The sequence below is a fragment of the Pseudomonas baltica genome (genome assembly GCF_031880315.1).
Classification (GTDB): Bacteria; Pseudomonadota; Gammaproteobacteria; order Pseudomonadales; family Pseudomonadaceae; genus Aquipseudomonas.
Window position 1 is genome coordinate 120,021 of record NZ_CP134771.1, and the last position, 24,759, is coordinate 144,779.

At 56.2% G+C, this 24,759-nt stretch carries 17 protein-coding genes and 6 pseudogenes; 9 read left to right on the forward strand and 14 right to left on the reverse strand.

Annotation, left to right across the window (positions count from 1 at the left end; translation table 11 throughout):
• Positions 1 to 129 precede the first annotated feature (129 nt).
• A complete protein-coding gene (locus REH34_RS00560; RefSeq protein WP_311970365.1) occupies positions 130 to 711 on the reverse strand; it encodes a GntR family transcriptional regulator in 582 nt (193 codons plus the stop codon).
• The gene (gene argE / locus REH34_RS00565; RefSeq protein WP_311970366.1) at positions 618 to 2,054 is read right to left on the reverse strand and encodes an acetylornithine deacetylase; all 1,437 of its coding nucleotides are present in this window, start codon (positions 2,052 to 2,054) and stop codon (positions 618 to 620) included. The genes REH34_RS00560 and argE overlap by 94 nt, the downstream gene beginning before the upstream one ends.
• A 385-nt stretch (positions 2,055 to 2,439) precedes the next feature.
• Between argE and REH34_RS00570 the strand changes: the two are divergent.
• The 5 genes and pseudogenes from REH34_RS00570 to REH34_RS00590 all read left to right on the forward strand — a co-directional run.
• Positions 2,440 to 2,799: pseudogene (locus tag REH34_RS00570) on the forward strand (MFS transporter); the annotation flags it as partial.
• A gap of 275 nt (positions 2,800 to 3,074) precedes the next feature.
• Positions 3,075 to 4,159 (forward strand): annotated as a pseudogene (locus REH34_RS00575) (L-dopachrome tautomerase-related protein).
• A 13-nt stretch (positions 4,160 to 4,172) separates the two neighbouring features.
• The gene (locus REH34_RS00580; protein ID WP_311970367.1) at positions 4,173 to 5,054 is read left to right on the forward strand and encodes a LysR family transcriptional regulator; all 882 of its coding nucleotides are present in this window, start codon (positions 4,173 to 4,175) and stop codon (positions 5,052 to 5,054) included.
• A gap of 697 nt (positions 5,055 to 5,751) precedes the next feature.
• Positions 5,752 to 6,564, forward strand: a complete 813-nt coding sequence (locus REH34_RS00585) for an isocitrate lyase/phosphoenolpyruvate mutase family protein (RefSeq protein WP_015372096.1) — start codon at positions 5,752 to 5,754, stop codon at positions 6,562 to 6,564.
• A gap of 160 nt (positions 6,565 to 6,724) precedes the next feature.
• Entirely contained in the window at positions 6,725 to 7,765 is a 1,041-nt protein-coding gene (locus tag REH34_RS00590; protein ID WP_244644450.1) for a bifunctional transcriptional activator/DNA repair enzyme AdaA, read from the forward strand.
• 103 nt (positions 7,766 to 7,868) lie between these two features.
• On the opposite strand, the pseudogene tnpC (REH34_RS00595) reads toward REH34_RS00590, so the two are convergent.
• The 5 genes and pseudogenes from tnpC (REH34_RS00595) to REH34_RS00615 all read right to left on the reverse strand — a co-directional run.
• Positions 7,869 to 8,888 (reverse strand): annotated as a pseudogene (tnpC, locus tag REH34_RS00595) (IS66 family transposase); the annotation flags it as partial.
• Positions 8,851 to 10,377 (reverse strand): IS66 family transposase, encoded by a 1,527-nt coding sequence (tnpC, locus tag REH34_RS00600; RefSeq protein ID WP_311968881.1) that lies wholly within the window; start codon positions 10,375 to 10,377, stop codon positions 8,851 to 8,853. The pseudogene tnpC (REH34_RS00595) and the gene tnpC (REH34_RS00600), both read right to left, overlap by 38 nt.
• 64 nt (positions 10,378 to 10,441) lie before the next feature.
• Complete coding sequence (gene tnpB, locus REH34_RS00605) at positions 10,442 to 10,780, reverse strand: IS66 family insertion sequence element accessory protein TnpB (RefSeq protein ID WP_311968880.1); 339 nt, start codon at positions 10,778 to 10,780, stop codon at positions 10,442 to 10,444.
• Complete coding sequence (tnpA, locus tag REH34_RS00610) at positions 10,780 to 11,085, reverse strand: IS66 family insertion sequence element accessory protein TnpA (protein WP_311970368.1); 306 nt, start codon at positions 11,083 to 11,085, stop codon at positions 10,780 to 10,782. The genes tnpB and tnpA overlap by 1 nt, the downstream gene beginning before the upstream one ends.
• 71 nt (positions 11,086 to 11,156) lie before the next feature.
• Positions 11,157 to 11,966, reverse strand: a complete 810-nt coding sequence (locus REH34_RS00615; RefSeq protein WP_311970369.1) for a reverse transcriptase domain-containing protein — start codon at positions 11,964 to 11,966, stop codon at positions 11,157 to 11,159.
• A gap of 785 nt (positions 11,967 to 12,751) precedes the next feature.
• Between REH34_RS00615 and REH34_RS00620 the strand changes: the two genes are divergently transcribed.
• On the forward strand, positions 12,752 to 13,729 hold the full coding sequence (locus REH34_RS00620) for an IS5-like element IS52 family transposase (protein WP_095178734.1): 978 nt from the start codon (positions 12,752 to 12,754) through the stop codon (positions 13,727 to 13,729).
• A gap of 702 nt (positions 13,730 to 14,431) precedes the next feature.
• On the opposite strand, the gene REH34_RS00625 is transcribed toward REH34_RS00620, so the two are convergent.
• Positions 14,432 to 14,728, reverse strand: coding sequence for a hypothetical protein (locus REH34_RS00625; RefSeq protein WP_311970370.1), 297 nt, complete (start codon positions 14,726 to 14,728; stop codon positions 14,432 to 14,434).
• Between the two features lie 230 nt (positions 14,729 to 14,958).
• Between REH34_RS00625 and REH34_RS00630 the strand changes: the two genes are divergently transcribed.
• From REH34_RS00630 to REH34_RS00640, 3 genes and pseudogenes are all read left to right on the forward strand, one after another.
• Entirely contained in the window at positions 14,959 to 15,870 is a 912-nt protein-coding gene (locus REH34_RS00630; protein ID WP_311970371.1) for an EamA family transporter, read from the forward strand.
• Positions 15,871 to 15,944: 74 nt separating this feature from the next.
• On the forward strand, positions 15,945 to 16,910 hold the full coding sequence (locus REH34_RS00635) for an IS5 family transposase (protein ID WP_311970372.1): 966 nt from the start codon (positions 15,945 to 15,947) through the stop codon (positions 16,908 to 16,910).
• 271 nt (positions 16,911 to 17,181) lie between these two features.
• Positions 17,182 to 17,721 (forward strand): annotated as a pseudogene (locus REH34_RS00640) (EAL domain-containing protein); the annotation flags it as partial.
• Between the two features lie 176 nt (positions 17,722 to 17,897).
• Here REH34_RS00640 and REH34_RS00645 read toward each other — a convergent pair.
• The 6 genes and pseudogenes from REH34_RS00645 to REH34_RS00670 form a co-directional block, all read right to left on the reverse strand.
• Entirely contained in the window at positions 17,898 to 19,088 is a 1,191-nt protein-coding gene (locus tag REH34_RS00645) for an EAL domain-containing protein (protein ID WP_311970373.1), read from the reverse strand.
• Between the two features lie 43 nt (positions 19,089 to 19,131).
• A pseudogene (locus REH34_RS00650) lies at positions 19,132 to 19,320 on the reverse strand (integrase core domain-containing protein); the annotation flags it as partial.
• Positions 19,320 to 20,453, reverse strand: a pseudogene (locus tag REH34_RS00655) (SLC13 family permease); the annotation flags it as partial. The pseudogenes REH34_RS00655 and REH34_RS00650, both read right to left, overlap by 1 nt.
• A gap of 49 nt (positions 20,454 to 20,502) precedes the next feature.
• Positions 20,503 to 22,998, reverse strand: coding sequence for a phosphoketolase family protein (locus tag REH34_RS00660; RefSeq protein WP_311970374.1), 2,496 nt, complete (start codon positions 22,996 to 22,998; stop codon positions 20,503 to 20,505).
• 128 nt (positions 22,999 to 23,126) lie between these two features.
• On the reverse strand, positions 23,127 to 23,657 hold the full coding sequence (locus REH34_RS00665) for a hypothetical protein (protein WP_311970375.1): 531 nt from the start codon (positions 23,655 to 23,657) through the stop codon (positions 23,127 to 23,129).
• 32 nt (positions 23,658 to 23,689) lie between these two features.
• Positions 23,690 to 24,727 carry a zinc-dependent alcohol dehydrogenase family protein gene (locus REH34_RS00670; RefSeq protein ID WP_311970376.1) on the reverse strand — a complete coding sequence of 346 codons (1,038 nt, stop codon included), beginning with the start codon at positions 24,725 to 24,727 and terminating at the stop codon, positions 23,690 to 23,692.
• Between the last annotated feature and the right edge of the window lie 32 nt (positions 24,728 to 24,759).

A 24,759-nucleotide genomic window follows, 5' to 3' on the forward strand; every position in this document is an offset into this window, starting at 1 on the left:
CAGGAAATGGCGGCCCCCTTGCCCTAGGTGACGGGGGCAGCAATAAGCCCTGTCAGGATGAACCATGCCGGTATTCGGTACTGTCCGTTTACCTTTGAGTTTCTATCCACTTTGCAGGAAAAAGGCAGGCTAGCCCTGCCGATAGAAATAGGCCTGTTCGGCGGCGAGCAAAAAATCGAACATCGCCTGCTCGGCAAGGCCAGCATGGCGACTGGTCAAAGCAGCAGCGAGCTTTTTCAGTTCCGCTAGGGTATAGCCGTAGCTCGAAACATCCTGGGTGTTGGAGAAACGGACCTGATTGGCGTGGTCGGCAGACAAGGCAATCATGCGCACCAACCGGTCGTTGCCGACACACTGCAACCATGCGCGGCGAAAAGCGGCGTTGGCGCTGAACATGATGTCGCTGTCGAGGTTGACGATGGCGACCTTGGCGATATTGATCGCCAGGCCCAGCTGCTGACTCAAACCCTCAGGGTCAGCGGTGCGCGCGACGATCGCCGCAGCTGCGGGCTCCAGAATGCGGCGTAACTGGAACACTTCGCGAATCTGCCCGGCATCAAGCACCGGCACCCTGAAGCCGCGCGAACTGGTGGCCAGCAGGTCGTCGTTGACCAACCTCAGCAGCGCTTGCCGGACAGGCATACGCGTACAGCCAAATTCGTCGGCGATCGCATAATCGAGCAAGCGATCACCGGGACGCCATTCGCCCATATTAAGGCGACGCCGAATATCGGCGTACACCACCTCGACCATGGTGCCTGTCTTGGCTGCGGCACCGCCATCTTGGGAGCCCCGGAGGCTTGAGGATTCCAAACGCATGCCCACTCGTTCCGCTGAAGGAAAGGCAGTCTAACCGAGGCGCCCGCCAACGGACAACGCCACCCCTCGGGCCGAGAGGGTATTAAGTAAACAAGCGACGAACCGCTCGCACATCGCCAACTGCTCGAGCGACACATATTCATCAGCCTTGTGTGCCTGTTCGATCGAACCCGGGCCACAGACGATGCTGGGGTACCCATCTGCTGGAAAAAAGACGCCTCCGTCCCGTAGGCGACATGCCCAGAGATGTCACTGCCCAGCAATTCGCGCGCCAGCGCTTGCAGCGCCTCGTTGGCATCGGAGTCCAGCGCGGGGATGTTGCCGTCGCATTGAAACTCGATGTCTGCCGAAGGATGACGTGCCTGCATTTTCGGCACTACAACATCTCGCGCGTAACGCTCGACCGACTGAATGAACCGGTCGGGATCGGCACCCGGCAGGTAGCGGTACTCGAAAGAAAAATCGCAGTGCGCAGGAATGATGTTTCGCCCGTTGCCGCCGCTGATCGTATTAGTGGAAATGGTCGAAAACGGTACATCGAAGCTCTCAATGCGCTGCCCCTGCGATGATTCGGCTTCGGCCAGGTCCTGAATATGAGTGATCAGGCGCGACGCATACTCAATGGCGTTGACGCCCTTCGGAGTCAGTGAAGAATGGGCTGCGCAACCGGTGACACGACAGCTGTAGATACGCCCGCCCTTATGTGCCGAGACAACCTCCATGGAGGTCGGCTCCCCCACCACGCATCCGCACGGGCGAATACCGGCCGCATGCATGTGCGCGAGCAATCCTGGAATACCCAGGCAGCCCGCCTCCTCGTCGTGACTCAGGGCGATATGCACCGGCTCACGCAGCGTGCGCCCCTTGAGCGTCGCCGCCTGAGCCAGAACCACGCCGATGAAACCCTTCATGTCACACGCGCCGCGGCCATACAGGCGTCCATCGCGAACCTGCGCCCGGAACGGGTCACTGCTCCAGCGCTGGCCATCCACAGGCACCACGTCGGAGTGCCCGGACAGCACGATGCCGTCCGCCCCCTGACCGAAGGTCGCGATCAAGTTGGCCTTGGAACGGTCATGGTTGAAGTCCCGGCGCACGACGGCGCCCCCCGACTCCAGGAGCCCGGCGGCACAGTCGATCAGTTGCAGATTGGAGTTTCTGCTGACGGTATCAAATCCGATCAAGGTCGATACGTGCTCGACGACTGCCTGGCTTGGTACGAGAGTAGCGGTCATAAAAATCCCGATTTAGGCTGACTTAATTTGAATTCAGTTAACCAGATTATGAAGTCAACCGGTATGTGTCAACTCTCGGATGCGTCGTGCTGAAAGGCAGACAGATATCCGAAAAAATGCACAATAACTGGCTATAAATCGCTGTATTTACGGATAGAAAATCGTTATTTCCATTTTTTCCAGTTTTTTTAATAACGTTCTTGACGCCCGTTTTGGACAATGATCTTATCAAGTCGCAACTGAATTCAGTTAGGCCGCAGAAGCCGACGGCAGTCGCCTTTTTCTGTTCACTGCCGGTAACCCTCAGACCAACTTACGTACATGCTTCAATCGCTTGAGCGCTGGCACCCATTGGCCAGCCCCTTGCGTTTCGAAGGGGATAGACATGAATACGAAAACCCGACCAATAGGCGAAACGATGAACCCTTCAAGGGAAGACGCGCTCTTCCTCAAAGTGGCCTGGCGGCTGCTGCCGGTGTTGTTCATCAGCTACGTTGTCGCCTACATCGACCGTGTCAACGTAGGTTTCGCCAAGCTGCAGATGCTTCAGGACCTGCAGTTTTCCGCCGCTGTGTATGGCCTGGGCTCCGGTATTTTTTTCGTCGGCTTCCTGCTGTTTGAAATCCCCAGCAATCTGATTTTGCACAAGGTAGGTGCCCGGCCATGGCTGACACGGATCATGGTAACCTGGGGCCTGATTTCAGTGGCGACCCTTTGGGTGCAGACACCGATGCAGTTCTATGTCGCACAAAGCTCGGCCTCGCGTGCCGCGTTGGAGAAGCTTCCAAGCTTTACAGTGCGCACAAACAGATTCAAGTCGCCCAGTCGCATCATTTTCTCTTTTCGAGTGAAAGTGCTGGTGAATTTACCGGCTTTTTACGTCGCAATATACCCGTCAGTATGCCCGCCTGACCACGAGACGAGGCCAGGCTCACTATTCGATATTGGCCCGCCTGAAGTAGGCCAAGGAGACCTGTTTTGGCTTTTAAAAAATCAATTTTGTGGACGTCTGTGGCCTTAATGGTCGCTTTCAGTAGTCAGTCTGCCCAGGCTGCTGCGCTCAGCAATCCCCCAAAAGACCAGCCTCAGGGAAAGATTGAACAGGTTTTCGCATTTCACGACGCTATGCCAACGGGCGTCAGCATCAGTGAAAAGGGACGCATTTTTGTCAACTTCCCCCCGTTGGGGCGACAAAATGCCGTTCACTGTCGGGGAATTACGCAACGGCAAGGTGGTGCCTTATCCTGATATTGCGCTGAACCAGGCAGACCCGCAGCATCCGGAAAAGGGTTTCATCAGTGTCCAGAGTATTGTTGCCGATGGCTTGGGGCACCTGTGGATCCTTGATACCGCTGCACCCGAATTCTCCAAGCCGCTCGCGGGTGGCGCCAAGTTGGTGGCCGTTGATCTTCAGACCAACAAGGTCGTCAAGACGTTGGTCTTTCCTGAAAATGTCGTGTTGCCCAGCACCTACGTCAACGACATGCAGTTTGACTTCAGTGCCGGCAAGGAAGGCGTCATTTACATCACCGACTCCTCTCTTAGTGGGCCGGGCGCAATCATTGTCATGGACATTGCCACGGGTAAAGCAGTACGGCGCTTGAGTGGCGCGGCATCCACATCAGCTGATCCAGACTTCGTGCCAAGGGTTGAAGGTCAACTGCTGAGAGTTCGCAATGCCGATGGAAGCAGCAAGCCATTTGCCGTTGCTTCTGACGGTATTGCTCTGTCGGCGGATCGCCAAACTCTGTATTTCTGCCAACTGTCCAGCCGCCACCTGTATTCGGTATCTACAAAGCTCTTGCGCGACCTGAGCGTCACCGAGCAACAGCTCACCGATGCAGTTAAGGATCTGGGCGAAAAAGGGCCATCGGACGGGCTGGAGGCTGACAGCGAAGGTGCTGTCTACGCTGGCGACTATGAAGACAACAGTATTCGCAAGCGCCTGCCCGATGGCAGCTGGCAGACGGTCGTTCACGATCCACGCATACTGTGGCCGGACACACTCTCTGGAGGCGGGATTTCATGGTGGCAAGGATTTACGAGAAAAACCCTATAGCTTGATGCGAGTGAAGATCAACGCAGCACCGGTGCAGACACGCTGAGCGGGGCCAGCCCATGGATATTCAAGCGTTGAACCTGTTTGTCAGATCCATGGAAATGGGAAACATCACCGCTGCTGGGGCGGAGTTGGGGCTGGTGCCTTCGGTAGCCAGTCAAAAACTCGCCAAGCTCGAGAAGTCATTGGGCATGCGGTTGCTGCATCGCACGACAAGGCAGGTGACACTCACAGAGGGCGGTGCGCTTTTCCTGCCCCATGCTTCTCGTATCATAGCCGCTGTGGACGAAGCTTATTTTACGACTGTGAAGAGCCAGGAGACGCCTAAACGCGTATTGCGTATCTCCGCCCCCGGCTCTTTCGCCAGGGTCTGTTTGATGCCTGCGGTGACTCGCTTTCTACGAAGCCATCCCAATCTGAAAATAGACCTGGTGCTTTCGGATGAAGTGCAAAACTTAACGGAGATCGGCATTGATGTGGCCATTCGCATCGCCGCACTGAAGGACTCAACACATGTGGCGCGCAAGCTTGGAAACGACACCCGTATTCCTTGCGCGTCCCCGGCCTACCGTGAACAAAAAGGTGAGCCGGGAGAGCCCGAAGATTTGAGCCGCCACGATTGCATTACATTAGGAGAAGAGAATCGCTGGCACTTCGCCGGTAACGCACGCAATCCATTTTCTATTATTAACGGCTCTTTTAGAGTCAACTGCGGGGAAGCTGCTCGAATAGCGGCTGTAGAAGGGCTGGGGATCGCTTCCATATCGCTATGGAATGCCCGAGCGTCCTTGAAAAGAGGGGATCTGGTCGAAGTCCTTTCCTCTTTTGCTCTCGAACAAAGCCGCGCTGTCTGGGCTATTTATCCCAGCTCCCGGCAAATCTCCTCCAAAGCACGCGCGTTTGTCGATTTCCTCAGCCAAGAATTTGTTGACGGATTCTGAGCGGAAAATGACCACCGAGCAGCTATACCCCAGAATTGACTACTGCTCAAGGTGCGTCATTTAAGTCCCCAGTTATGCGGCAGCAAGTGATCGATCTCTCTCTGTCAGGATCGCAAGAGAATAGGGCTCGATCTTGAGACTGGCCGGGGCGCTCAGGCAAGGATATCAGCAGCCCCTACCAGGTGCTCGCAGAATGTATGGTAGGTATATGCTGCCATCCGTTTGAGGAGGCCAGGGGTTCCGTGAATCCCTCGACCGACGTTAGCGCTCAGCCGCGTTATTGGAATTTCTTGAGCACAGCGCTTTGTGCCACACCTCAGAGGTGAGAAGCTGTGCGCTGACCTCCCAAAAAGTCGCTCATACATGCTGTTTTCTAATGGACACCCGTCCGCGCTTTTGCACGACGGCCAGGATTATGATTTTACTCACCTCCATCCGACCAGCATCGTCTTTAACCTCTTGGCAGGCGTGCAGATTGTAAGCGTCCGGGGAAGTCATCTACCCATCCCTGCGATGGCTGAATGTGTACGGCAACGTCTTTCAGCAGGCTTTTGAGAAGGTATTCAGCCCTCCCTAGCCCGCAAAAGCTATATTCGCTAGCTCTTAAATCACTGTCGATTTCTCGGTGGAGACGTCGGTGTAGTCAGCTTACGATAGCGCGCTCTGCATCTGTCTTTTCTCACCGGGGTACCACTGAATGACGCCACTAAGTGCGGTTTTTCGCAACCTTCACCAAGATAATTTGTTGGTACTCGCCAACGTGAGCGATGCTGGCAGCGCACGTATTGTCGAGAGCGTAGGGAGTAAGGCTGTCGCGACCAGCAGCGCCGCCGTTGCTTGGGCACATGGATACCAAGATGGCAATCAACTTCCCCTAAAATTGCTGACTACTACAGTTGAGTCAATGGTTCGAGTGCTTACAGTCCCCCTCACGGTCGATGTCGAAGGGGGCTATTCCGATGACCTTGAGTCGGTTGCTAAAGTTATTGACTGCGTAGTTAGCACTGGAGCCGTAGGCATAAACATTGAGGACGGAACAGGCAGCACCGATCTGATTTTGCGAAAAATCGAAATGGCAAAGAAGGTAGCAAACAAGCATGGAATCGACCTGTTCGTGAACGTACGAACTGACGTTTATCTGCGATGTTTAGTAGAACCAGCGCGACAATTGGCAGAGACCCTCTTCCGTGCATCGCTGTTCGAGCAAGCAGGTGCAGACGGCATTTTTGCAGCTGGAATGGTTGAGGAAAACGACATTGCTACACTGTGCGAGGCAACGCGGCTACCCGTCAACCTGCTTGCCTGGAACGGCCAGCCCAGTATGGATCAATTGAAGAGTCTAGGCGTCAACCGGCTAAGCGCCGGATCCAGCATCGCTGAGTTCTTATACGGTGCCAACAAGGCGATAGCAACGAGCTTCTTGCGAACGGGGAAGCTTTTCGAGTATCCATTGGACGCATATACCTACAGCGACCTGAATAGCCTTATGGCAGCAAAAAAAACCACCTAGGCGAAAAGTAACCTTCGCTCTATCAATCTGTGATTCGCATGAAAATCGCCGCTGTTTCCCGCACCTCGAAAGCGATTTTCACTCCCATTCGAGGACGAGGCTACGGTCTATGAGATCTTACAATCACGCTCTTCCGCCCAGAAGCGAGATGGTGAATGCGATGCTATGCAGCGACACCGCCTATGAGGGCGTTTTTTTCACTGCTGTCAAAACTACAGGTATTTTTTGCCGCCCTACATGTAGTGCACGTAAGCCAAAGCCCGAAAATGTAGAGTTTTTTTCGCAGGCCGACGAAGCGATGGCAGCAGGTTATAGGCCTTGCTTACGATGCAAGCCATTGGATCTCGCGGCTTCCGCGCCAGATTGGGTCAAGGGGCTGCTAGCTTCTATATCTGCATCACCTAACGCTCGCTGGAGTGATGCTGAACTAACTACGCGTGGTATCGATCCACTACGCTTACGCAGGTGGTTTAAACAAAATTTTGGCATGACTTTTCATGCATGGATGCGTTCTAGAAGGCTCGGTGTCGCCCTAGGCCGGATCTCTTCGGGCGAAACGCTGGATAACACAGCATTTGACTTAGGGTACGAGTCATTGAGTGGCTTTAGAGATGCTTTCAAAAAAACATTTCAAATTCCCCCTGGTAAGGCAGCTGAAACGCCGCTCCTGCTTTATCGCCATCTGACTACACCGTTGGGCCCAATGATTGCCATGGCAGAGGAACGAGGTTTGGTACTCCTCGAGTTTCTTGACCGCCCGGCCCTAACCGCTGAATTAAACGAATTGCGTGGGCGGCATGGGTATTCAATCGCGCCTGGCGAGCATCTCTTCATCAAGCAGATCGAAGTTCAACTAAAACTTTATTTTGATGGAAAGCTAAAAAGGTTTTCAGTACCGCTCCATATGCCAGGCAGCTCTTTTGACAGGCTTGTGTGGGCAGAGCTTCTAAAAATCGACTATGGAACCATTTCAACCTACGGTGCCATCGCTAGGGGCATTGGTAAGCCAGGTGCAAGCCAAGCAGTGGGCAATGCAAATGGACACAATCGCTTATCTATTGTTGTCCCCTGTCACCGTGTCATAGCGACAAATGGTTCACTCGCCGGATATGGCGGAGGACAGCCCCGGAAAGAGTTTTTACTGCGTTTGGAGAAGACTGCTTTGCAAATGACTCAACAGAACGAATTTCTGTTGAATTAGTTGCTAATAAAAATATACGCAGACACAACGACTCTCAGCGCGTCCTTTTTAAAGATCCGTGGGCACTTATTGGCTAGTTGAACCAACGATATGCGTCCGCGCATCACGCCTTGCGTAATTCCACTGGCTGCCACTTATGCGGCAACAACTGATCAATCTCACTCGCCCGCTGCGTCGGTAGGCGCGTCAGAACATCCTTTAAATAGGCGTATTGGTCATGACCATTCAGCCGTGCTGACTGGATCAGGCTCATAATCGCCGCAGCTCGTTTGCCGCTGCGCAACGACCCTGCAAAGAGCCAGTTCTTGCGTCCAAGCGCCCAAGGCCGGATCTGGTTCTCTGCCCAGTTGTTGTCTATGGGTACGGCCCCGTCATCAAGGTAGCGCGACAGCGCTGCCCAGCGTTTCAGGCTGTAATCGAGTGCTCTGCTGATGGCTGAGCCTTCGGGCACGAGGTCACGCTGGGCGATCATCCAGGCGTGCAGCATGTTCATCACAGGTACAGCTTTTTCTTGCCGTATTCTGCGCCTTAAATCCGGCTCCAGGTCGCGGACTTCACTTTCAATTTCGTACAGCAACTGGATATAGCGCAGGGCTTGCTCGGCGAGCGTGCTTTTATTCGTAGCGTGCAGTTCGAAGAACTTGCGCCGTGCATGAGCCATGCAGCCGATCTCGGTCACGCCGAGTTCAAAGCTGGCCTTGTAGCCGCCAAAATCGTCGCAGACCAGCTTGCCCCTCCAGTCTTGCAGGAAGTTGCGAGCATGCTCTCCGGCGCGGCTGGGGCTGAAGTCGTAAACCACCGCTGCCACATCTGAGAACTGGGTGGTGGCATAGGCCCAAACATAGGAACGGTGGGTTTTCTTCGTTCCCGGCATGAGCATCTGCACCGGTGTTTCATCGGCATGAATAACCTGCTGCCCGAGTACCACGTCGCGCAGCGCATCAACCAGCGGCTGCAACTGAACCCCGGTCACGCCAACCCATTGAGCCAAGGTTGAGCGTGGAATCGCCAGGCCCGCTCGACCAAAGATCGATTCTTGACGGTAAAGCGTAAGCGTCCAGCCCAGCCTCCTTGCAAACAGCCGCTCATCGCAACGGCAACAACTCATCAATCCTGCTGTTGGGCCATGTCGGGAGCTTTTCCAACGTATCGCGCAGCCATGCCGACGGGGCAAGCCCATTAAGTTTCGCCGTCGCCAGCAAGCTCTGGATCGCAGCTGCGCGGCATCCCGCTCGCTCAGAGCCAGTAAACAACCAGTTCTTCTTACCCACCGCTATAGGCCTGATCACATTTTCAACTGCGTTGTTATCGATAGGTAAATCACCGCTGCGGGCATAGCGTGACAACGCCACCCAGCGCTTGAGGCTGTAGTCCATCGCCTTGGCCAAGCTGCTGCCGTTCGCTACCCCTTGGCGGGTCGATAGCATCCACTCATGCATGTCTTGCAGCTTGGCCAGCGCCTCGCTGGTGCGCAGATGTTTGCGTGCATCACAGGTCAACATTTTTCCCCGTGATTCGATTTCGTACAATTGAGCGATCCGTAGTAAAGCCTCGGCAGCCACCGCGCTTTGATTGGCCGCATGCAATTCAAAAAACTTGCGCCGTGCATGTGCCATACAACCCACTTCGGTAACGCCCTGAGTAAATAGCGCTTTGTAGCCCGCATAATCGTCAACGACCAAATGACCTTTCCAGTCATCCAGAAAAGCGCGTGCATGCGCACCGCTGCGCCCGGTCTGGTAATCAAATACGGTAATCCCCGGCCCGGGATCCAGGTCGTTACTGCGATAAACCCACAAATAGGCTCGCTTGGTTTTGCCTTTGCCAGGGTCAAGTTGCTGTACCGGTGTTTCGTCAGCATGCAGGATCAGGCGTTGGCGCAACAACTCGGCCAATCGATCCGCCAGCGGTTGCAGCGCAAATCCATAGCGGCCAACCCAGTCGGCCAAGGTTGATCGTGCCAGTGTGACGCCCGCACGCTGGGCGATCTGTTCAAGGCGATACAACGGGAGATGATCGAGGTACTTGCTGATCAACACCCAGGTAATCAGTCCCGGAGCCGCCAGGCCGCCGTCGATGATGGCGGGAGGCACTTGTGCTGAAACAATACGTTCGCAGGGTCGGCAGGCGTATTTGCTACGGATATGGCGATGCACGAAGAACTTGGCAGGCTCGACATCCAGTTGCTCGGTGATGTCTTCGCCCACTTTTACCCATTCACCACCGCATTCAGGGCAACGGCAGGCCTCGGGCTTGTGGCGATGTTCAATACGTGGCAGATGTTCCGGCAGTGGTTGACGGCCGGCGCGAGAGCGCTGCGCTCGCTGTTGAGGCACGAGTGCCTCGACTTCTACTTCAATGGCGGCGCAGTCGGCATCGGCGGTTTCTTGAAATAAGTCTCGCTGCTCGGGCGACAACGCCTCGTTTCTGACGCCGAACCGAATACGCTTGTAATGAGCAAGTTCGAGGGTCAATGCCTGGATTTTCAACGCGTCATGTTGAGCCTGGGCACGTAGCTTATCGACATCGACCTGCTGTGAAAGCGCGGCCATGATCCTCTCCCGCAGGGCGGGATCAAGATTGAGGGCGGCGATTTCATCGGCGACTGGCATCCGTGGATTTTACTGAAAAAATCCACACTATCGTTATCTGCGAACGATATGAAAGAGTATTTCTCTACACTCTCCAGTCACTCATCGGACGAGCTTCCAATCGTTGCCAGTCAACGCCAGTGATCAGCCACTGCCATTGCGCCTGGGTCAATGTGAAGACTGTTTCGCCAGGGACAGGCCATACAAAAGTGCCTTCATGCAGACGGCGCTGGCTAAGCCAGACACCGGTGCCGTCCCATTGAAGAAGCTTGAGGCGGTTGCCTCGGCGATTACGAAAAGCATAAGCGGTGCCGTCGCACGGCGATCTTCCCAGCGCGTGTTGGACGCGCGACGAAAGACCATCGATGCCAAGGCGCATGTCCATCGGTTCAAGAATCAGCCAGACCTGTGCAGGCAATAGCATCAGCGCATCTCCTGGAGCAGATGGGCCAGCCACGCCGGATCTATCGTGCACGGCAATATCAGCTCCCAGCCGCTTGGATGTCTTAGCTTCAGCTCGCTTGCCGTGGCAACTTCACGTACGGCGATGGGCACTATCGTCAGGGTCTCGTTTTCCAGCTCGCGACTTCGAAACCAATAGCCAAATGATTTGGTGTTGATCTTGTGCCGCTCGCAGTAGGCAACTTGGGTCATGCCGCTGTTGCGCCATGCCTGGACATGTTCGGCCCAGAATGCGCGCCGTGCGGTGAGTCCGGCGGGTGGTTTCATGTGTGCTCCTTCGTGGAAGGGCACAGCGTGGCGAGAGGCGGAGGGGAATCATAGGTGGCTGGGCTGGACGCTTACCGTGTTTTCGAGGTGTTGAGCGATAGACCGAACTTGGCCAACCGTTCCTGCAACTGCACCAGAAACTGCTGAGCCTGCACTTTCGTCCTGAACCCCACCACACTGTCATCCGCGTAGCGTACGACAATCACATCGCCACGGGCGTGGTGCTCGCGCCCCTGCCTTGCCCATAGATCCAGCACGTAGCGAAGATAGATATTCGCCAGCAGCGGCGATATCACTGCGCCTTGGGGCGTACCCTTGGTCGCAGCCACTCTACGGCCATCCTCCATAACACCCGCTTGAAGCCATTTGCAGATAAGCCCGAGCAAGCGCCGGTCTGCAATCCGATGCCCTAGAAACATCAGCATCCATTCATGGTCGATCTCATCAAAGAACGACGTGATATCCGCATCAAGTATCCAGTTCACCCTTTGGCTTTTCAGCGCGACCGTTAACGCATCCAGCGCATCGTGCTGACTGCGGCCCGGTCGAAATCCATACGAGAATCCAAGAAAGTCTTCCTCATAGATCGCATTCAAAACGGTGACAACCGCCTGCTGTACGATCTTGTCCTCCAAAGAAGCAATACCCAACGGGCGTTGCCTGCCATCGGCTTTGGGAATGTAGACCCGCCGCGATGGCGTTGCCCGGAAGGCGCCTTTGTGAAGTCTTTCATGCAACTCGGTCACACGCTGGAGAAGACCTTCCTCATAGTCTCGCCACGACATGCCGTCCACGCCCACCGCAGCATCGCGGCGCAGCGCATAAAAGCTCTGCGCCAATAACTGTGGTGTGATGTGGTGCAGCAATGCCGTGAACTGCATGCCCTTGTTCCTGCGGGCTGCTTCACGTACACCTTCAAGTCCCATCGACGCGCAACTGATCCGGCTCTGTGTCCGGGGCACGGGAGGCCTGTCGGTGTTTCCCTTGGCTACGTCCCTTCCCTCCACCATCTCCGCAGGGCCAGGCCCTTTGTTCGACGGCTTCTCAGGGACTACGGACGTATCCGACTTCTCAGCAGCGTAGGCAGCAGGGTTACGGCTTTTGGCCTTTCCTGCTCCGCCCGGTGCTTGCGCACCGGGCACCGCTGAGATCTCCCAGTTTCTGTGCAAAGGACTTCCCGACGAGCACACGGTCTCCGACCGCGCGGGATCAGAGCATGACTGGCGTATAGCGCCATACTCCGTATTGCCTTCTGCTTCGCTTAACAGCATCGGCATCCCGAATTCCTGATTACGCGGCTCAATGGCTGGCCCATCGGTTTCCCCTGTCAACGCTTCACCCTGCACCTCGCGGTGCAACGTGCATGACTCGGGGTCTGGTTGATTCGCCATTTCTTATCAGTATCGAACTTTCATCGACTATCCTCTGCCAGTTTTAACTGGCGCTCTAAGCGTCCAGCCAAGTCACCTACCGAACTCCGGCATTAAGGACGATGGTGTCCGCGTATTAAGCAGACGCAATTACCCTTAATATTAGGATCGCCATGCGTGGACGTAAGTCCTACACAAAATCCTTTAAGGAGCCGCTGCAAAAATAGCCAACAGCCCGTAGCCTTGGCACACTGAGCACCTTCAACCACCCCCCTCTCCGTGAGCCTGTTACGCGCGTGCAGAAGACCTTCTCCGAACTCGAATACACCGGCAAGAAAAAGCAGACTCGTCGCGACCGCTTCTTGGCTGACCTTGAACAGCTGGTGCCCTGGGCACAACTTGAGGCGCAAGTGGCTCCATTCTATAGCGACACCACAGGCAAGCGCGGGCGCCCGGCGATCGGGTTGTCGCGCATGCTGCGCATGTATGTCGTGCAGCAGTGTTTTGGTTTCTCCGATGAAGGTACCGAAGATGCCGTCTACGACAGCCAGGCCATTCGTGGTTTTATCGGCATCGACCTGGGCCGTGAGTCGGCACCGGATGCCACCACCCTACTGCGATTTCGTCGCTTGCTGGAAACCCATCAGCTGACACGAGTGCTGTTTGAAACGATTAACCAGCATCTGGCCAGCCGAGGTCTGCTGCTCAAGGAAGGCACTATCGTCGACGCTACCCTGATCGCCGCGCCGCCCTCGGTCAAGAATCGAGAAGGCAAGCGTGATCCCGAGATGCATCAGGCTAAAAAAGGTAATCAGTGGCACTTTGGGATGAAGGCCCACATTGGTGTCGACGCCACGTCGGGGCTGGTGCACAGCGTAATAGGTACGGCTGCTAACGTGGCGGATGTCACCCAGGTTGATCAGTTGCTGCACGGTGACGAAACCTATGTTTCGGGTGACGCTGGATACACCGGTGCGGCCAAGCGACCGGAGCATGCTGAACGGGACGTTATCTGGTCGATTGCAGCACGGCCAAGCAGTTACAAGCAGCACGGCGAAGGCAGCGTGCTCTATCGGGTCAAGCGCAAAATTGAATATGCCAAGGCGCAACTGCGTGCCAAGGTCGAGCACCCCTTCCAGGTAATCAAGGTGCGCTTCAATCATCGCAAGGTTCGCTACCGTGGGCTGGAAAAGAATACGGCGCAGTTGTTCAGTTTGTTTGGGTTGGCCAATCTGATGCTGGCCAAGCGGTATTTGCAACGGGCGGCGGGATAAATCCGTCTGAAAGACGGGACTGGCCCGTAGATCAGCAAAATGAGGGGAGAAACCTGCCCCGGAAACGTAAAACAAGGTTGGCAGGTTGAAAAAAACGACTTGGAAACGGGGGCGGTGCGAACGGGGTTAATTGTTCAGCGTCTCCTTAAAGCCCAAGTGGTTCGCGAATGCAAACAGCCTGGTATTTCCTTGGCGGCCATCGCGATGGGCCATGGTATCAACGCTAATGTCGTAAGCCGCTGGTTACCGCTTTTTCGTGATCAGCAGGCAGTCGTGTTGCCAGCGCTTGTTCCCGTCAACGTCACGCCGGTCAATCCCAAGTGCGTTTCACACAGCCTGGGTCCAAAGCGGACTATAGCGGACTATAGCGTCATACAGTGCTATCCCATTGGGCTGAACGACGATGCCGCCGAGCAATACCGCCGGTGCGCAGCGTCCCCATGCCCCACCGCGCGGCACTCATCCTTGAACCACGGCTTGGCCCCCTTGCGGTACTCGATCAAGCCTCTGCGGTAGTTCGCGCACACGCTGTCGCGATCGGCCGCGTATTTTGCCATATACGCGGCCGACACCATCCCGCGGCCAGGCTCGGTTTGTTCCCGAGGTCGCGGCACCTCCCCAAAGCGGCAGCGCAGCACCGCTTCGTCGACCACTGTGCCGCCGGCCATGCAATCGGCGAGCGGCCGAGACTGCTCCCGCGCCCTAGGCACAGCAGGGGTGGCAGTCGCTGCCGGCAACGCCGGCACCGGCGCCGTAGCCGACGCCTCGGCCGGGTAGGTGGCGGCTGCAGGGACGCCCGCGCCGATCGGCGCCGGCCTTAAAAATACCCCGTACCGAGTGCCAGTTCAGCCATAGCGCCACGAGCGGTACCAGCAGCCAGATCCACAGCAAAGGATGACCACGTCGGACGCGCTGCGGCGGCGCGATCGAGTCCAGCGCCGTGATCAATGACTCCTGATAGTCCTGCGCCGTTTTCCCATGGTAATCTCGTAAAGCCATGCATTCACCTGTCCCTCTCGGCGCATGGCCGGTCCGACATCATTGGAGGAGTTTCCAGCCATGGCCCTGAGGCAGGGCCGCCGTCGGCCATGCGTGAGCTTGTGCACTTAAAATCGCACCTGGGCGTCACTGATCTGGTTAACCACTCCAACAATTTTTTAGATTAGCCGACATAAGCTATGCAATTCTCGAATCATTTTTGAATTAACGAACGGCGCTGGAGGCAACCCATGAAATTATCCGATTATGTTCGACTACTTGCTCTGGCGGCTATCTGGGGTGCCAGTTTCCTCTTCATGCGCATCTCGGCTCCTGTTTTAGGTGCACTGCCGACCGCATTTTTTCGCGTGTTGTTCGGCGCTATCGGCTTGGCCATCATTCTTGCCATGTTAAAAACCAAAGTCGACTTCAAAGGCAAGCTGCAGCAGATCATAGTGTTGGGCGTTATCAATTCGGGCATCCCATTTTTGATGTATAGCATGGCGGCACTGCTCTTACCTGCCGGCTATTCAGCAATTTTCAATGCGACTACACCGATGATGGGGGTCTTGATCGGTTGGATGTGTTTCAGCGATTCGTTGACACTGAAAAAGGGTGTAGGCGTGTTGATCGGGCTTATAGGCATTACGTTGCTAACCAGCACCGGCCCCGTCACACTTTCAATGACCGTGGTCATGGGCGCGTTGGCGTGTTTGGTCGCCACCAGTTGCTACGGTGCAGCAGGATTTCTGACTAAACGATGGGTAGCTGACAAGGGTGGGCTGGACGCGAAACTCGTAGCTTTTGGCAGTCAGATCGGCGCGACGCTGTTTCTCGTACCGTTTTTCGGAATATCAACCGCAATAAATCCACCGGCTACCTGGGGTAACTCAGAGGTATGGATAGCACTGAGTGCGCTTGGTTTCATCTGCACTGCATGTGCGTACATTCTGTACTTCCGCTTGATCGCGGATATTGGACCAGTGCGTTCGCTGACCGTGACCTTCCTTATCCCTCCCTTTGGCGTGCTGTGGGGTGTGATGTTCCTTGGTGAACGTCTTTCGGTCGCGCATTTGTACGGAGGCGGGCTTATCTGTTTAGCTGTATGGTTCGTTCTCAGCAAGAGTACGCCGAAGCAAGAACCCTCACCAGCTTCGGATTGATCCAACAACTTAAGGATTCTCCGAACAAGTCCCGGTTATGCGAAAATCGCCTGGCCACCTGATCCGGGCCTCCCATGAGCCAGATGAGCTTTTCCGACTTCGAGTACGCCGGCAAGCGCAAGCAAACCCGCCGCGAACGCTTCCTTGCCGAGATGGATCAGGTCGTGCCCTGGGCAGGTCTGCTCGGCCTGATCGAGCCGTTCTACCCCAGAAAACCTTACCCACTGGAAACCATGCTGCGCATTCACCTGCTGCAGAACTGGTTCTCCCTCAGCGATCCGGCCATGGAAGAAGCGCTCTACGAAATCACGCCCATGCGTCAGTTCGCGCATCTGACACTGAGCGCGCCGATCCCTGAAGACACCACGATCATGAACTTCCGGCACTTGCTGGAGAAGCATCAATTGGCGCCTGCCATCCTCGCGGTCATCAACGGTTATTTGCAGGAAAAAGGCCTGTCACTGCGCCAGGGCACCATCGTCGATGCCACTATTATTCATGCCCCAAGCTCGACCAAGAACAAAGACGGCGAGCGTGATCCGGAGATGCATCAGACCAAGAAGGGTAACCAGTATTTCTTCGGTATGAAGGCCCACATCGGCGCTGACGTTGAGTCTGGACTGGTTCATCACGTCCATGGCACCGCTGCCAATGTGGCCGATGTCACCCAAGTCGCTGAACTGCTCCACGGGGACGAAAATGCCGTCTATGCGGACGCAGGTTACACCGGTGTCGAGAAGCGTGAAGAGCACGAAAGTCGTGACGTGATCTGGCAAATCGCGGCTCGGCGCAGCACGTATTCCAAGCTGAACAACCGCAGCCTGTTGTACAAAGCCAAGCGCAAGATCGAGTACTGCAAAGCGCAGACACGCGCCAAGGTCGAGCATCCGTTTCGGGTCATCAAGCGCCAGTTTGGTTACGTGAAAGTACGCTTTCGTGGGCTGATGAAAAACACGGCCCAACTGACCACGCTGTTCGCCCTGTCGAACCTGTGGATGGCTCGAAAACGACTGATGGGTTTGGGTGAGTTGCGCGCTTAACACGGAAAACCGAGCGGATAACGCTCTGCCGCACACTGCGTTAGGCCGTTTTCAGGGAATAGCGCTGATTGCCTGGTGAATTACGGCCTGCCATCGCTGCGCGGCAAGTTGATCGGAGCATCCTTAACTGCCTTCAGCGATTTCTCATCTGATTGGCTGGTGCCACTTAAGTGAATACCTTATTTTGGTCTCGCGGCGTCTGGTAGATGACTTGGCCAGACGGATACAATCTTGGCAGGTAGAGGTCAAAGGTTGACATCGATCTGTTCGGGAGCTCAACAAATGGAGCAACAGCACCGTGCAGAGCGTTATCAAACTCAACGTCAATGTGTCAGGGGCCGAGCTCAACCGCAAGAACTTCGCCACTCAAGTCGCCTACATCCTTGTCGAGACCGGGTTTGATGCGCGCGCTCTGCAGATCGAGATTACCGAGTCGGTATTCCTGCCTGAGCCGGAGATTGTCGCCCAGACCTTGGAAGAACTTCGCGCCCAGGGTATTCGCATCGCTCTGGACGACTTCAGTACCGGCTATAGCTCTTTGGGCTACATCGATCGCTACCCTATCGATGTCATCAAGATTGATCGCTCATTTATCTCACGCATGATGAGCCATGAACGCAGCATCGCCATCGTCAAGAGCATTCTGTCTCTGGGTTAGGCATTGAATCTGGCGATCGTGGCCGAGGGCATAGAGACGCAAAGCCAGCTGCTACAGCTCAAAGCACTCGGTTGTCCCTATGCTCAGGGCTTCCTGCTCAGCCTGCCGCTCCGGGCCAAGGATGTGAAGATGCAGCTTGAAAACAAGCCATAACGGACGCATTCCCACTCCCATGTATGATTGGAGTCTGCAGCACATTATGCGTTCTGCAACACCGGTATCAATACACTGCCAACACGCAGCAGGGCTGTCACCTGCGTTTCACTCAAGGGCTGGCTGAGTAGGTAGCCCTGCCCTTGCTGACAGCCATTACGTTGAAAAAAAGCCAATTACTGGGAGTCCTCGATCCCTTCGGCCACTACGCAGTGCCGGAGGCTCTTACCCGTGGCGAGTATGGCAGCGACTACCGCAGAATTATCTGCTCGCGAATTCACATGCCGGATAAACGACTGGTCGATCTTCAAAACATCGAATGGCAGCTGAGTCAGGTAAGCCAGGCTGGAGTAACCGGTCCCGAAATCGTCCAGTGCCAAACTCAGACCCGCCGCTTTCAGGCGCAACAACACCTGCTGATTCTGTGGCAGATCGGTCATCAGCACACTTTCGGTCAACTCAAGCTGTAGGGCCTGCGGTGAGATACCCTGCTCTTCGATAATCGCCAGTATCGTGTCCACATAGCGGCTCTGCCTCAGCTCGGTGGCCGATACATTAATAGCGATACACACAGCATCCAGACCTTGCTCACTCCATCGCTTGATTTGCTGACACGCCGCGCGCACGACCCACTCACCCATCGGAATGATTAACTGGCTGTCTTCGGCGATATCGATAAACCGGGATGGAGCAATCATGCCTTCGCGTGGATGAAACCATCGTATCAGGGCTTCGACACCGGCAATTCGGCCAGTGCTCAAATCCACCTTCGGCTGGTAATGCAAAATGAACTGTCCCAGAGTGATGGCGCTGCGCAGATCCGCTTCGATGAGTTGGCGTTCCACAACCTTGGCATTCATGGCAGGCATGAAAAACTGATAACGATTGCGGCCCTTCATTTTGGCATCGTAAAGTGCGGTATCGGCGTGTTTGATCAGGTCTTCGACGTTGGTGGCATCTGAGGGGAAGAAGCTGATACCGATACTCGCAGAGATATAAAGCATGCTGTCGTTCAGCCGATGTCCCGCACTGATGGCCTCCAGGATCTTCTTGGCAACAGGTTCAACATCATCATCGACCTGCAAGGCGGGCAGCAGCACCACGAACTCGTCCCCTCCTTGACGACTTACGGTATCTGAGGCGCGGACACTTCCGGTCAAGGCGCCGGCCACGGAGACTAACAGCTGGCCGCCTAGGGCATGACCGAGAGAATCGTTGATATGTTTGAAATTATCCAGGTCAATGTACATCACCGCCAAGCGCTGGTGATCGCGCCGTGCGGCGCGTACCGCCTGCTCCAGCCGATCTTGGAACAATACCCGATTGGGCAGCTGGGTGAGATAGTCGTGTTCGGCTAGGTAGGTCATTTTGACTGGACTTGCCCCTACCAGACCGGACACCAACTCCCCGTTAAATTGATGCTGCTGCCAAACGCCTAAATTCTCGCGGCGACCGATATTTCAAAGCGCTGTGCGGATGCTGCTCGTTGTAATGCTCGAAGGCAATCGTCAGATTGCGCAGCGCTGTTTCTCGATCCGGCTTGGGCATGTGCGCCACGTAATCTCGCTTGATCGTCTTCCCGAAGCTCTCTGCCATGCCAGCCCCGTATGCCCGGCCACCTGCGCACCGAGCCACTGCCCGGCCTGCGTGGTCAACAGCGCAGTGCCCAAGCTGATCCCGACACCGAATACAATCACCGTACCCCAAGGAATACGAGATTGTACGTCTTTCCAGGTCATCACGCCGAAACGCGGCAATAATAGAATTACCAATCCGGCATAGGTGGTTGACGTGGTGTCAAACGCATGCAACCTGCCTTCGGTTGCCCACGCCAGTAAAAGCAGCAGCGATACTATCCCCAAGCGCTTCTGCGGACCAGTCATAGGGCCGAGTTCGGCCAGGCTTTGGCTCACCGCTGCCAATCGACCCGGCACGCTGTCGCTTTCAGGGGGGAGCACTTTCAGCACCACCACGATCAGCACTAACGACATGATCACCGCCCAGGGCGCCCCTGCGATCAACCAATCGATCCAGGACACTCTCTGGCCCAGCATCTTGTCCATGAAGCCCACAGTCAGCAGGTTCTGTGCAGCAGTCGTCTGAATACCCACGTTCCAGATACTGGTGCCTTGTGCAACGATGATCATCAGACCCGCTGCGATATTGGAGCGCTTGGCCACGCCGAAGGCGGCGATCACGCCCATCATGATCGGCACCACGCAGGCACTACGAGCTGTAGCGCTGGGCACTACCAGGCTCAGCAGCACAATCACGAGCATCGCCCCGAACAGAATCCGCCTTGTGCTGGCCCCAACCTTCGTCAAGGTCACCAGCGCTATACGACGGTCCAGGCCCGTATGGGTCATCGCGGCGGCGATGAATAATGCCCCAACCACCAAAGCAAGCGCTGGATTGGAAAAGCCGCCAAGGGCCATTGATACGCCGGCCGATGAACCATAGGTGTAGGACGGATCTTGCAAGGTCGGTGCCGTGCCGATCAATATCGCCATCAACGAAGTGATCATAATGGCGCTGGCCTCGTAAGAAACCGCCTCGGTCACCCACACCGTAACCGCAAACACCAGGATGGCCAGCATTCGATGTCCGGCTACCGGCAACGCCGCAGGTAATGGCAACAACAGCACGATCACCATGGCCAGAACGGCGACGATCAATCCTGGCGGAAAGCGTAAAGGCTGCGGCGGGGTAACCGGTGACGCACCTTCATTCATAGCGTTCTCGCATAAGCTCTAAAATGAAATTAAATGACTCTGAACAGAGTCACGCATCGGTGAAAGTCTGCCCGCGTGCCTGGCCTTTGGCCAAAGGCGGTGGGGACTGTGGCTGCATAAAGTCGGCGGTCCAGTGCCAGTTGCGGATCTCGGGCATGTCTTCGAAATGCTCTCGGATATAAGTGTGATGGCGACGCAACTGGTCTTCAAAATAACTCATTGCATCCAGGCTGCTGGAGCGCAACCGGGGGACGTGCGACAACGCATCGATTGCGAGCCGATAACGGCTCATATTGTTCAGCACGACCATGTCGAACGGCGTTGTTGTGGTCCCGCGATCCGAGAACCCACGTACATGAAAGCGTGCTTCGTTCGCGCGCCCATGCACCATGGAATGGATCACCCAAGTAGAACCATGGAAGGCAAACATCACCGGCACCTCCCGGGTGAACAGCGCTTCGAATGAGACATGGTCCATACCGTGAGGACGGTCGTTAGGACTGGCCAGGATGCTCAAATCCACCACATTCACCAGGCGAACACGAATACCGGGTACATGCTTCTGCAATAGCCACGAGGTCGCTACCGCTTCTGTTGTTGGCACATCTCCGGCGCAGGCCAGGACGATATCCGGCTCCGCCCCACCGTCATTGGTAGCGAAATCCCAAATCGATGCGCCCTGCGAGCAGTGCTTCAGGGCCTGATCGAAATTAAGCCACTGGAAATCCGGCTGCTTGCCGCAGGTGACGACATTCACGTAATTGCGACTGCGCAAACAATGGTCGAAGACATTGACCAGACAGTTGGAATCAGGTGGGTAATAGACGCGCACGACGTCGGAGCGGCGCTGCAGGACGTTGTCGACGAAACCGGTGGATTGATGGCTGAACCCGTTGTGATCGTTGCGCCATGCATGGCTGGTCAGCAGGATGTTGAGTGAGGCCAGCGGCCGCCGCCAGGCGAAATCGCGGCATTGCTGCAACCATTTGGCATGTTGCGTCACCATGGAATCGACCACTTGCGCAAAGGCTTCATAGGTCGACCACATGCCGTGGCGGCCGGTCAGCAAATAGCCTTCCAACCAACCTTCGCACAGATGCTCGCTGAGTACCTCCATGACTCGGCCGTCGCGCGCCAAGTGGTCATCGATGCCCAGCAACGGACCCGCAGCGGTTCGATCAGTTGCCTCGAAGACCGCGTTCAAGCGGTTCGAGTTGGTCTCGTCCGGGCCGAATATCCGGAAATTATGCGGGTTGGTACGAATGACATCGCGCAAATACTCGCCCAGCTTGCGAGGCGCCTCGGCGATCACTTGGCCAGGCCCCGGGACGTGCAGGCCGTAGTCGGCGAAGTTGGGTAAATCCAGCGCCGTGAGCAGTCGACCGCCATTGACGTATGGAACCGCGCCCAGGCGTAACGGCGCGGGAGGCGTCAGCGCCTGCAGGTCAGCGACCAGGGAGCCCTTATCATCAAACAGGGTTTGTGGCTGGTAGCTGCGCATCCACGCCTCCAACTGCGCCAGATGGTCAGGATTCTGCACGACATTGGCCAAAGGCACCTGATGCGCGCGGAACGTGCCTTCCACCGGCAGGCCATCAACGACTTTCGGGCCTGTCCAGCCTTTGGGGCTGCGCAGGATAATCATCGGCCAACGCTGCGGCGAAGTGTCGTCCTGCTCTCTGGCCTGCTGTTGAATGTGCCGGCCCTTTGCATAGGCCGCATCAAGCGCTGCCCCAAAGCGCTGGTGCATGCCAGGCAAGTCTTCACCGGCGACGATCAGGGGTTCGTAGCCACGCCCACGGTACAGTTCGATGAGGTCCGCATCGGTAGTACGCGCCTCCACCGTAGGTCCGGATATCTTGTAGCCGTTGAGGTGCAGGATGGGTAATACCGCCCCGTCGCGACGAGCATCGAGGAAGCGCACGCTCTTCCAACTGCCCTCCAGAGGGCAGGTTTCGGCTTCGCCATCACCAATAACGCAAGCCACCCACAGATCCGGATTATCGAATACGGCACCGAATGCATGCACCAGTGAGTAGCCGAGTTCGCCGCCCTCATGCAACGAGTTGGGCGTATGCGGGCCACAATGACTGGGGACTCCGCCGGGCGTGGAAAAACTGCGGAAAAAGCGCAGCAGGCCGGGCTCGTCCGGAGTGATGTCCGGATGGACGTCGCTGTAAGTCCCTTCCAGCCATGCGCAGGCGTTGAGGGTCGGTCCGCCGTGGCCCGGCCCCGATATATACACCATGGACACTCGCTGTTCGCTGATCAGGCGGTTCAGGTGAACATAGATAAAGTTTTGCCCTGCTGACGTTCCCCAGTGCCCCAGCAGCCGTGGCTTGATGTGCTCGGCCTGCAAGGGTTCGCGCAATAACGGGTTGGCCTTGAGGTAGATCTGCCCGACACACAAGTAATTGGCGGCTTGCCAATACCGATGCATCCGGTCGAGCAACTCTGGCGTCAGCGGACCACCCGCCTCGGGCGTCATGGGGCTGACATGGTTTGAATCATCGGCGCTGGAAAACGCTGGATTGAAGGTATACATAGCGACTCCACGAAAATATGACGATGGAGAGCGCCCGGCAAACGCCAGAGGCTCGCGGTCAATCCGGGTTGCTGTCGAGTAACGGTGTCGGTAAAAGCTTCAGGGTGTACCGGGCGATTACCCGGTCTTCATCGGTAGGGATCATCCAGGTCCTGACCGGGCTGTTGAGCAGCGAAAGACGCGAAGCGGATGCTTGATTGGCCTCGTCGTCGAGTTCGAGCCCAAGCCAGGCACACCCGCGCAGGATAGCGGCGCGCACCGGTCTGCGGTGCGATGGGGGCGAGCGCCTGCAGCTCGGTCAGCAAGGTCTCATCGACCAGTGCAGCGACTTCCTGACGGAGGCCGCCATGCACCCCGCGATGTCCGGCGGCAACCCACGGCGCGCCGGTGCGAGCTTCGATCCACGGCAGTAAACGCTCCAGGGCGTCGGCGGCTTTCAAAGGCAACGGCCAGCGCTCCTCAGCGGCTTTGCCCAACCTGTCGATAAACGACAGCACCCACTGCTCTCCCCGCCGTTCCAGGCTGCCTTGCCCCTGAGCCAGTCGTTCGCCCTGCTCATCGGCGTTACCGTGATAGAGAGAGAACTTCAAGCTCGAGGAGCCGGCATTAAGCACCAATAAGGAACCGCCCATCGCAGCGGGGAAAGTCTGGGTTGCCATTCGCAGCTCCTGGAATCCTGGGTGGGCGTGTCTTACTGGCTAAGAATGACCTTCATCGCTTTCTCCTGGGCGGCATTGCCGAAGATTTCATAAGCCTGAAGGATGTCATTCAAGGCAAAGCGATGAGTGATCAACTGGCTCGCGTCGATCTTGCCGGCCTGCACCGTCTTGATCAGCATCGGCGTGGTGTTGGTGTTAACGAGCCCGGTGGAGATGTTGATGTTCTGAATCCATAGCTTCTCCAGGTGCAACTCCACGCTCTTGCCGTGTACCCCAACATTAGCAATATTGCCGCCGGGCGCGATCACCGACTGACAGGTATCGAACGAAGCCGGAATACCCACCGCCTCAATCGCGACGTCTACACCGACGCCATCGGTCAATTCAAATATACGCTCGATGGCATTCTCGGTCTTGATGTCGATCACGTGCGTGGCACCAAAACGCTGGGCCACCTCAAGGCGATTGCTATCACCGTCGACCATGATCAGCGTAGCCGGTGAATAAAATTGAGCCGTCAACAATGCAGCCATGCCCACTGGCCCCGCCCCGACAATCACCACGCTGTCGCCAGGCTTGACCTTGCCGGCAAGCACGCCGATTTCAAACCCGGTCGGCAAGATATCGCTGAGCATCACCAGGGCTTCCTCATCAGCACCGGCGGGAATCGGATAAAGGCTGTTATCGGCGTGTGGAATGCGAACGTATTCAGCTTGAGTTCCATCGATCATGTGGCCAAGAATCCAACCGCCGTCCGCGCAGTGGGAATACATCTGGCGGCGGCAATTGGCACAGCTGCCGCAAGACGTCACGCAGGAAATCAGCACATGGTCGCCAGGCTTGAAATTACGTACAGCCGAACCTACCGTCTCGACAATGCCCACCCCTTCATGGCCAAGCGTCCGGCCCGGCGTTACCGCAGGGACATCGCCCTTGAGAATGTGCAAGTCAGTGCCACATATCGTCGTGTGCAGCAGGCGAATAATGGCGTCAGTAGGTTTATCGATTAGCGGGGTAGGTTTGTCGGTCCAGACTTTAATGCCAGGGCCTTGATAGACGAGGGCTTTCACAATGTCTTCCTTTTTCCGAATGGGACATCAGT

Excerpts from the sequence above, each read along its gene's own strand:
- REH34_RS00560 (WP_311970365.1), bottom strand. The coding sequence starts at position 711 with ATGGGCGAATGGCGTCCCGGTGATCGCTTGCTCGATTATGCGATCGCC.
- argE (WP_311970366.1), bottom strand. The coding sequence starts at position 2,054 with ATGACCGCTACTCTCGTACCAAGCCAGGCAGTCGTCGAGCACGTATCG.
- REH34_RS00580 (WP_311970367.1), top strand. The coding sequence starts at position 4,173 with ATGGATATTCAAGCGTTGAACCTGTTTGTCAGATCCATGGAAATGGGA.
- REH34_RS00585 (WP_015372096.1), top strand. The coding sequence starts at position 5,752 with ATGACGCCACTAAGTGCGGTTTTTCGCAACCTTCACCAAGATAATTTG.
- REH34_RS00590 (WP_244644450.1), top strand. The coding sequence starts at position 6,725 with ATGCTATGCAGCGACACCGCCTATGAGGGCGTTTTTTTCACTGCTGTC.
- tnpC (WP_311968881.1), bottom strand. The coding sequence starts at position 10,377 with ATGCCAGTCGCCGATGAAATCGCCGCCCTCAATCTTGATCCCGCCCTG.
- tnpB (WP_311968880.1), bottom strand. The coding sequence starts at position 10,780 with ATGCTATTGCCTGCACAGGTCTGGCTGATTCTTGAACCGATGGACATG.
- tnpA (WP_311970368.1), bottom strand. The coding sequence starts at position 11,085 with ATGAAACCACCCGCCGGACTCACCGCACGGCGCGCATTCTGGGCCGAA.
- REH34_RS00615 (WP_311970369.1), bottom strand. The coding sequence starts at position 11,966 with ATGCAGTTCACGGCATTGCTGCACCACATCACACCACAGTTATTGGCG.
- REH34_RS00625 (WP_311970370.1), bottom strand. The coding sequence starts at position 14,728 with ATGGCTTTACGAGATTACCATGGGAAAACGGCGCAGGACTATCAGGAG.
- REH34_RS00630 (WP_311970371.1), top strand. The coding sequence starts at position 14,959 with ATGAAATTATCCGATTATGTTCGACTACTTGCTCTGGCGGCTATCTGG.
- REH34_RS00635 (WP_311970372.1), top strand. The coding sequence starts at position 15,945 with ATGAGCCAGATGAGCTTTTCCGACTTCGAGTACGCCGGCAAGCGCAAG.
- REH34_RS00645 (WP_311970373.1), bottom strand. The coding sequence starts at position 19,088 with ATGACCTACCTAGCCGAACACGACTATCTCACCCAGCTGCCCAATCGG.
- REH34_RS00660 (WP_311970374.1), bottom strand. The coding sequence starts at position 22,998 with ATGTATACCTTCAATCCAGCGTTTTCCAGCGCCGATGATTCAAACCAT.
- REH34_RS00665 (WP_311970375.1), bottom strand. The coding sequence starts at position 23,657 with ATGGCAACCCAGACTTTCCCCGCTGCGATGGGCGGTTCCTTATTGGTG.